The sequence below is a fragment of the Nocardiopsis sp. TNDT3 genome, assembly GCF_003427465.1.
Taxonomy (GTDB): Bacteria; Actinomycetota; Actinomycetes; order Streptosporangiales; family Streptosporangiaceae; genus Nocardiopsis; species Nocardiopsis dassonvillei.
This window is the reverse complement of record NZ_QPFC01000254.1, coordinates 1-7,305: the sequence shown is the minus strand read 5'-3', so window position 1 is coordinate 7,305 and position 7,305 is coordinate 1. Positions and strand designations below refer to the sequence as shown.

At 72.3% G+C, this 7,305-nt stretch carries 6 protein-coding genes; 4 read left to right on the top strand and 2 right to left on the bottom strand.

The window, feature by feature from the left end:
* Positions 1-392: 392 nt before the first annotated feature.
* Entirely contained in the window at positions 393-629 is a 237-nt protein-coding gene (locus DQW06_RS07025) for a DUF397 domain-containing protein (RefSeq protein WP_013155155.1), read from the top strand.
* Positions 630-900: 271 nt separating this feature from the next.
* Here DQW06_RS07025 and DQW06_RS07020 read toward each other — a convergent pair whose 3' ends face one another.
* The gene (locus DQW06_RS07020; RefSeq protein ID WP_071622800.1) at positions 901-2,247 is read right to left on the bottom strand and encodes a KamA family radical SAM protein; all 1,347 of its coding nucleotides are present in this window, start codon (positions 2,245-2,247) and stop codon (positions 901-903) included.
* A gap of 346 nt (positions 2,248-2,593) precedes the next feature.
* Here DQW06_RS07020 and plsX point away from each other — a divergent pair, with 346 nt between their 5' ends.
* The 3 genes from plsX to DQW06_RS07005 all read left to right on the top strand — a co-directional run bounded on the left by plsX (position 2,594) and on the right by DQW06_RS07005 (position 6,624).
* Positions 2,594-3,718, top strand: a complete 1,125-nt coding sequence (plsX, locus tag DQW06_RS07015) for a phosphate acyltransferase PlsX (RefSeq protein WP_013155157.1) — start codon at positions 2,594-2,596, stop codon at positions 3,716-3,718.
* Between the two features lie 214 nt (positions 3,719-3,932).
* Positions 3,933-5,678, top strand: coding sequence for an arginine--tRNA ligase (gene argS / locus DQW06_RS07010; protein WP_013155158.1), 1,746 nt, complete (start codon positions 3,933-3,935; stop codon positions 5,676-5,678).
* A 337-nt stretch (positions 5,679-6,015) separates the two neighbouring features.
* Positions 6,016-6,624: a YceI family protein gene (locus DQW06_RS07005; RefSeq protein ID WP_117198174.1), complete on the top strand. Its 609-nt coding sequence runs from the start codon at positions 6,016-6,018 to the stop codon at positions 6,622-6,624.
* Positions 6,625-6,679: 55 nt separating this feature from the next.
* On the opposite strand, the gene DQW06_RS07000 is transcribed toward DQW06_RS07005, so the two are convergent.
* Positions 6,680-7,305, bottom strand: a 626-nt coding sequence (locus DQW06_RS07000; protein ID WP_117198173.1) for a PfkB family carbohydrate kinase, incomplete at its 5' end; no start/stop codon positions are given.

Sequence of the window (7,305 nt, the reverse complement as noted above, 5' to 3'; positions counted from 1 at the left end):
CCCCACGCCTGGTCGCCCTCCGCGCCCGGGCGTTCGCTTTGCGCACACGAAACCGGTCCCCCGATGGTCGCCTTCGGCCACGACCGGACAACGATCCGCGCGGGCCGAACCCCCCGCTTCCCCCGACGCGTTAGGCGTGACGTGCGGTTCTGTCTCCGAACCGCCCGACGCGCTTGCATAAGTACTTACCGCCGTAAGTACGAATGCACGTGCATAAGCTACGCTTTGGCTCGCACCGGGGATGAAACAGCCCAACGGGGGACAGGGCCACCCATGCCCGGGGGTCGTCTTCCCGGTGGGGGCCGGGGGTTCGACACAACGGGCGCGGCGGACTGGACCGCCGCGTGTGGACACACCCCGCTCACGCGTCCCCCACGTTCCAGGAGGTTGAGATGCATCCGATCTACAACGGCGTTCCCGCCAGCCGTCTGCCGAAGGTCGTCTGGACCAAGAGCAGCTGGAGCAACCCGGACGGGAACTGCGTCGAGGTCGCGGCGCTGCCGGACGGGGACATCGCCGTGCGCAACTCGCGCGACCCCCAGGGACCGGCGCTCGTCTACACCCCCGCCGAGATCGAGGCCTTCGTGCGCGGCGCCAAGACCGGAGACTTCGACGCCCTCCTGAGCTGACCCGACTCCCCCGCCCCTCAGACCATCCCGGAAAGGGTCCGCGTCGAGGGCCGCCGCGACCACCCGAACCCGTCCGGCGGCCCGCACTCCGTCCACGACGCGGACGCGAGCGGAGCCCGGCACCACCGCGGTGCCGGGCTCCGTCTTCGTGTCCGGGGTTGCGCGCGGCGGACGGGACCCGCCCCAGGGACGCTCCAATTCCCCTGGGACGGGACCGCCGTCCGCCCCTCCCCCGGCCCCGGGGCCGGGGACGCGCGGCGCCGGTTCGTGGCTACAGGCGGGTGGGGTCGACCAGGCCGCCGGGAGCGCCGACCGGGGACTGCTCCCACGGCAGGTGGGTCGCGCCCAGGGCGGGCTTGAGGTCGAACAGCCACGCGGCCTTCTCGTCGTACTCGGCGAAGAAGGGCCTGCCGACCAGTTCGGGGTCGCGCGCCTGGATGAAGTGCAGGACGAAGACCTTCTGGCCCGCCACTTCGGTGACGCCGTCCACGCAGACCTTGCCCGGGGTCGCCGACATCGACGGGCCGCGCACCGTGCGGGCCAGTCCCGAGACGCTCTTGTAGGCGCCGCGGAAGATCTCGTAGGCCTCCGCCAGCGGCACCGCGAAGTAGTCCTGCGGACCCGTGTCACGCTCGACGAACATGTAGTACGGGACCATGCCGTGCCGCAGGTGGGTGCGCCACATGCTCTCCCACACGGCGGAGTCGTCGTTGATCGTGCGGATCAGCGGCGCCTGCGTGCGGATGACGGCGCCGGTCGCGCGGATGCGGCGCACCGCCTCCTGGACCAGCTCGGGCCGCATCTCGTTGGGGTGGGAGAAGTGGGCCATGAACGCGAGGTTCTTGCCCGAGGCCACGACCTTCTCGAACAGGCGCAGGGTGTCGTCGGCGTCCGGGTCGGTGACGAAGCGCTGCGGCCAGTAGGCCAGCGCCTTCGTGCCGATGCGGATGGCCTCCAGGTGCTCGATCTCCAGCAGCGGCTCGATGTACTTGGAGATGACCCCCTCGCCCATGATCATCGGGTCGCCGCCGGTGAACAGGACGCTGGTGACCTCGGGGTGCGAGCGGACGTAGTCGACGAGCTGGTCGATCTCGCTGGAGGCGAACTTCAGGTCGGCGTCGCCGACGAACTGGGCCCAGCGGAAGCAGTACGTGCAGTACGCGTGACAGGTCTGCCCCTGCTTGGGGAAGAAGAGCACGGTCTCCTTGTACTTGTGCTGGACGCCGGGGATGGGCTCCTCGTTGGCCAGCTTGGGCACGTTGAGGTCCATCTGGCCCGCGGGGTGCGGGTTCAGGCGTGCGCGGATCTGGTTGGCGGCCTCGTTCAGCTCCTTGCGCTGGGCGCCAGAGCGCAGCAGGTCGGCGATCCGGGACACGTCGTCCTGGGGCAGCATGTCCGCCTGCGGGAAGACCAGGCGGTAGATCGGATCGTCGGGAGCCGCGTCCCAGTCGATCAGCTCGTCGACGACGTAGCTGTTGACCCGGAACGGCAGCACGGTGGCCACCGCCTGCACCGCGAGCCGCTCGTCGGCGGCGAGCCCGGCTCGCGTGGTGAGCTCGTCGAGGTGTTTCGTGGTGTAGGCACGAAACCGACGTCCGGCGGACGGGGAAGTTGCCACGTCTGGCGTAACGCTCACGCCTCTCCTCTCTGCGGGTGAGCAGGGTGCCCGGCGGGTTGGTGCGGGCAGCCCTGAGCCGGCGGTTCCGGTGCGCGTGCGCACCGGCGGACCACCGGGAAGGTGTTCGATGTGGTTGTCGCGTGCCGCCGGAGGGTGATCACACCCCGGGGCAGCGAGCGGATATACCCCGTTTGGGGACTTTTATCCATCATGCGGGAAGTCCAGTCCTGACCTGGACATACGGGAAGTATCCTCGCATGAGTAGACGAAAGTGCCCGACGGCGCCGCCACGGCGCGACCAGATACCGTGTCACCGCGTCCGCCCACCACACCCGTGAGGGAACAGTTGACTGGTACACCCGACGCGGAGGCCTCCGTCGCGCGGCGCTCCTCCCCGCCGATCATCGCCGTGGACGCGATGGGCGGCGACAACGCGCCCGCCGAGATCGTGCGGGGGGCCGTGCTGGCCGTCCGCGAACTCGGCCTGCGCGTCCTGCTGGTGGGGCGGCGCAGCGAGATCGCCGCGCTGCTCGCCGAGGAGGGCGCGCTGCGCGACATCCCCATCGTGCACGCCGAGGACAACCTGGCCATGCACGAGGGCGCCCTGGCCAGCTGGCGGCGGCCCCGCTCCAGCGCGGCCGTCTCCTGCCGCCTGATCCGCCGGGGCGACGCCGACGCCCTGGTCTCGGCCGGTTCCACCGGCGGGATCGTGGCCACCTCCACCGTGCGGCTGCGCACCCAGCCCGGGGTGCTGCGCCCGGCGCTGGCTGTGACCCTTCCCACCGGCGAGACGCCCACGATCATGGTGGACGCCGGGGCCAACGCCGACGCCAAGCCCGAGATGCTGGTGCAGTTCGCGCACCTGGGCTGCGCGTACGCCCAGACCGCGTTCGGGGTGCGCAGGCCCAGGGTGGGCGTGCTCACCATCGGCTCGGAGCCGGGCAAGGGCAACAAGCTGGTGCGCCGGGCGACGGAGCTGCTGGCGGCCACCGCGGAGGGGCCCCCGGCGATGGACTTCCGGGGCAACATCGAGGGCCACGACCTGCTCGCGCGCAAGGTGGACGTGGTGGTGACCGACGGCCACACCGGCAACGTGGCGCTGAAGTCGGTGGAGGGCACGGCCGCGTTCGCGATGGAGGCCGTGCACGCGGCGCTGACCTCCTCGACCGCGGCCAAGGCGGGCGCGCTGTTGCAGCGCAGGGCGCTGCGGAGCCTGCGCGAGCGGCTGGACAGCGAGACCTACGGCGGCGCCGCGCTGCTGGGCCTGAACGGGACCGTGGTGATCGCGCACGGCGACAGCCGGGCCAAGGGCGTGGCCCGCGCCTGCCAGCTGGCCAACGACCTGGCGGGCGGCCGCATCGGGGAGCAGATCCGCCGCCGGGTGCACAGCCGCCCGCCGAACTGGCTGCACCGCCTGGCCCAGTCCGAGGCGCCGGGGCAGCGGGGCGCGGAGCAGACCGAGGAGCGCTGACAGGGCGAGGGGAAGCCCGAGGAGCGCTGACGGCGGCCCGGGACGGGGCGCCGGTAGGCGGGCAGCGCGAAGCGGACGGCGCCTGGGGACCCCCTTGTATCCAGGTTATTTCCGGCCGACGCACCGCGCCCAGCCCTTCCGGGGGCCTGTGGACAACCGCCCGCTCCGGCCCGTACGGGCCGGGAGGGGCGGCTCCGGTCGGTACGCTTGGGGCATGGCCGACCCGCAGGAAGTACTCTCGCGACGGGTCCAGTCCGCCCTCGGCGCCGCCTTCGGCCCCGAGTTCGCCGACACCGACCCCGTCATCCGCCCGTCCCAGTTCGCCGACTACCAGGCGAACGCCGCGCTCGCGCTCGCCAAGCGACTGGGCCGAAAGCCGCGTGAGGTGTCCGCGGCGATCATGGAGCACCTGGACGTGGCCGACGTCTGCCGCGACGTCGAGGTCAGCGGGCCGGGCTTCATCAACCTGACGCTGCGCGAGGACTGGATCGCCGGGCAGACCCGCCGGCTCCTGGACGACCCGCGGCTGGGCGTCCCCGAGCAGGAGCGCCAGAACATCCCGCTGGACTACTCCGCGCCCAACGTGGCCAAGGAGATGCACGTCGGGCACCTGCGCACCACCGTGGTCGGCGACGCGCTCGCGCGCACCCTGGAGTTCCTGGGCCACAACGTCATCCGCCAGAACCACATCGGCGACTGGGGCACCCCCTTCGGCATGCTCATCGAGCACCTGCTGGAGGTGGGCGAGGACTCCCCCGAGGCGGACCTGGTCACCACCGACCCCAACGCCTTCTACCAGGCGGCCCGGACCAAGTTCGACTCGTCGGGCCCCGGCCCCGACGACTTCGCCGCGCGCGCCCGCCGCCGCGTGGTCTCCCTCCAGAGCGGCGACGAGGAGACGCTGCGCCTGTGGCGCAAGCTCGTCGGCCTCTCCAAGGTCTACTTCAACAAGGTGTACGCCAAGCTCGGCGTGACCCTCACCGACGAGGACCTGGCCGGGGAGAGCAGCTACAACGCCGCGCTCGCCGACGTGTGCGAGGAGCTGGAGGCCAAGGGCATCGCCGAGATCAGCGACGGCGCCCTGTGCGTGTTCCTGGAGGGCTTCACCGGCCGCGAGGACAAGCCCGTCCCGCTGATCGTGCGCAAGAGCGACGGCGGCTACGGCTACGCCACCACCGACCTGGCCACCGTCCGCCACCGCGTGGACGACCTCAAGGCCGACCGCATCCTGTACGTGGTCGGCGCACCGCAGGCCATGCACTTCAAGATGGTGTGGGCCACCGCCCGCGAGGCCGGATGGCTGCCGGAGGGCGTGGAGACCGTCCACGTGCAGATCGGCAACGTGCTGGGCAGCGACGGCAAGATCCTGCGCACCCGCAGCGGCGCCCCGGTGCGCCTCATGGCGCTGCTGGACGAGGCGATCGAGCGCGCCGCCGCGGTGGTCGCGCAGAACCGCCCCGATCTGGACGCCGAGGGCCAGGCCGAGATCGCCCGCCAGGTGGGCATCGGCGCGGTCAAGTACGCCGACCTGTCGGTCGCGCACGACACCGAGTACACCTTCGACTTCGACAGGATGCTGGCCCTGACCGGCAACACCGGCCCGTACCTGCAGTACGCCCAGGCCCGGATCCGGTCCATCTTCCGCAAGGGCGGCCTGGAGCTGTCGCAGGCCAGGGGGGACATCAGCGTCTCCGAGGGCGCCGAGCGCGACCTGGCGCTCAAGCTGCTGGAGTTCGGCGCGGTGGTGGCGCAGGTCGGCGACCTGCTCCAGCCGCACCGGCTGTCCACGTACCTGTTCGAGCTGGCGCAGTCCCTGACGGCCTTCTACGAGCACTGCCCGGTGCTGACCGCTCCGAACGAGGCCGAGCGCGAGTCGCGCCTGGCGCTGGTCGCGGTGGCGTTCCGGGTCCTGGTCCAGGGTCTGGACCTGCTGGGCGTGGAGGCTCCCGAGCACATGTAGCGGAGCCCGCGCGGGTCCACCGGACGCGTGTGTGGGAGGAGGCCGGGGCGGCAGCGCCCCGGCCTCCTTCGTGTGCGCGCCGGCGCCCGTGGGCGCGCGGTCCTTCGCGTGCCGTGTCCACCCGGAAACGCACGGCTGACCGGTTCCGGCCGCCCAGGACCCTCCGGGAGATCTCACACGGCACGAATCGCCTCGTCAGAGGCGGTTCCAACGCGTGCGCGGCCACCGAGTCGAAGATCTCGCCTCCGGCCGGGCCGGAACTCCGTTCTCCGTCGGGGCGTCAGACCTAAAGTATGTGGACAAAAGCCCCAGATAAGACAAAAGGGAGAAATCGGTAATGACAACCGCCTCCGCGCAGGTCGGTCCCGGACCCGGCACCTGGTACCTCGATCCCCTGCACTCCAGCCTGATCTTCGTCGCCCACTACCTGCGCTTCGGACGGGTCCAGGGCACGTTCGGCCAGGCCTGGGGCCGCGTCGCCGTCGCCGAGGAGCCCGAACGGTCCGCGGTGGAGGTCGTCCTCGACGCCGCCAGCGTCAACACCGGCGTGGGCGCGCGCGACGCCCACCTGCGCTCCCCCGACTTCCTGGACGTGGACCACCACCCCGAGCTGCGCTTCGCCTCCACCGGGCTGGAACCGGGCGGACGCAACCCCCACGCCTTCCGCCTGCACGGCGACCTGACCATCCACGGCACGTCCGTGCCCACCGTGCTGGACGCCCAGTGGGTGGGCGAGGCCCCCGACTACGCCTCCCCCGAGGACATCCACGGCCACTTCTTCTCCGCCACGACCCGGATCCGCCTCTCGGACTTCGGCGTGGGCGACGGCGGGCCGGTGCCCTGGGGAGGCCGCATGGTCGGCGACACGGTGGACATCGTGCTGGAGGTGCGCCTCCAGAACCAGGACCCCGCCCCCTTCCTCCGCCAGATCGGGCACGCGCCCTGAGGAGCGCGCCCGAACGGCCGGGGCCCGCGGGAGCCGGGGAGGGGCGGCGGCGGGCTCAGCCGCCCAGCAGCGCCTCGACCTCGTCCCGGGAGGCCATCGACGAACTGGCGCCGTGCCGCTGGACCGAGAGCGCGGCCGCCGCGGCGGCGAACCGCATGGCCTCCTCGGGCGTGCGGCCCTCCGCGCGGGCGACCGCGAACGACCCGCAGAAGACGTCCCCGGCCGCCGTGGTGTCCACCGCCTCCACCCGGCGCGCGGGAACGTGCAGCGGCTCGCCCCCTCTGCGGCCGTGGAGCGAGCCGTCCTCGCCCAGGGTCAGCAGCACCTCCGGAACCAGTTCCAGCAGCGCGGCCAGCGCCTCTCGCGGCTCGGCGCGGCCGGTGATCGCGGCCGCCTCGTGCTGGTTGGGCACCAGGACGTCCACCGACTCCAGGAGTTCGGCGGGCAGTTCGCGTGCGGGAGCCGGGGTCAGGTAGACCGGGACGCCCAGCTCGCGGCCGGTGCGCGCGGCCGAGACCACCGCCTCCACGGGCAGTTCGAGCTGGAGCAGCAGGGCGGCGCTGCCCCCGATGATCCCGGGGTCGCCCGCGGCCACGCCGGTGACCTCGCCGTTGGCCCCGGGCACGACGATGATCGAGTTGCCGCCCCCGCCGTCCACGACGATGTGCGCCACCCCCGACG

Coding starts and splice junctions, on each gene's coding strand:
- argS (WP_013155158.1), top strand. CDS start 3,933: ATGGCCGACCCGCAGGAAGTACTCTCGCGACGGGTCCAGTCCGCCCTC.
- DQW06_RS07025 (WP_013155155.1), top strand. CDS start 393: ATGCATCCGATCTACAACGGCGTTCCCGCCAGCCGTCTGCCGAAGGTC.
- DQW06_RS07005 (WP_117198174.1), top strand. CDS start 6,016: ATGACAACCGCCTCCGCGCAGGTCGGTCCCGGACCCGGCACCTGGTAC.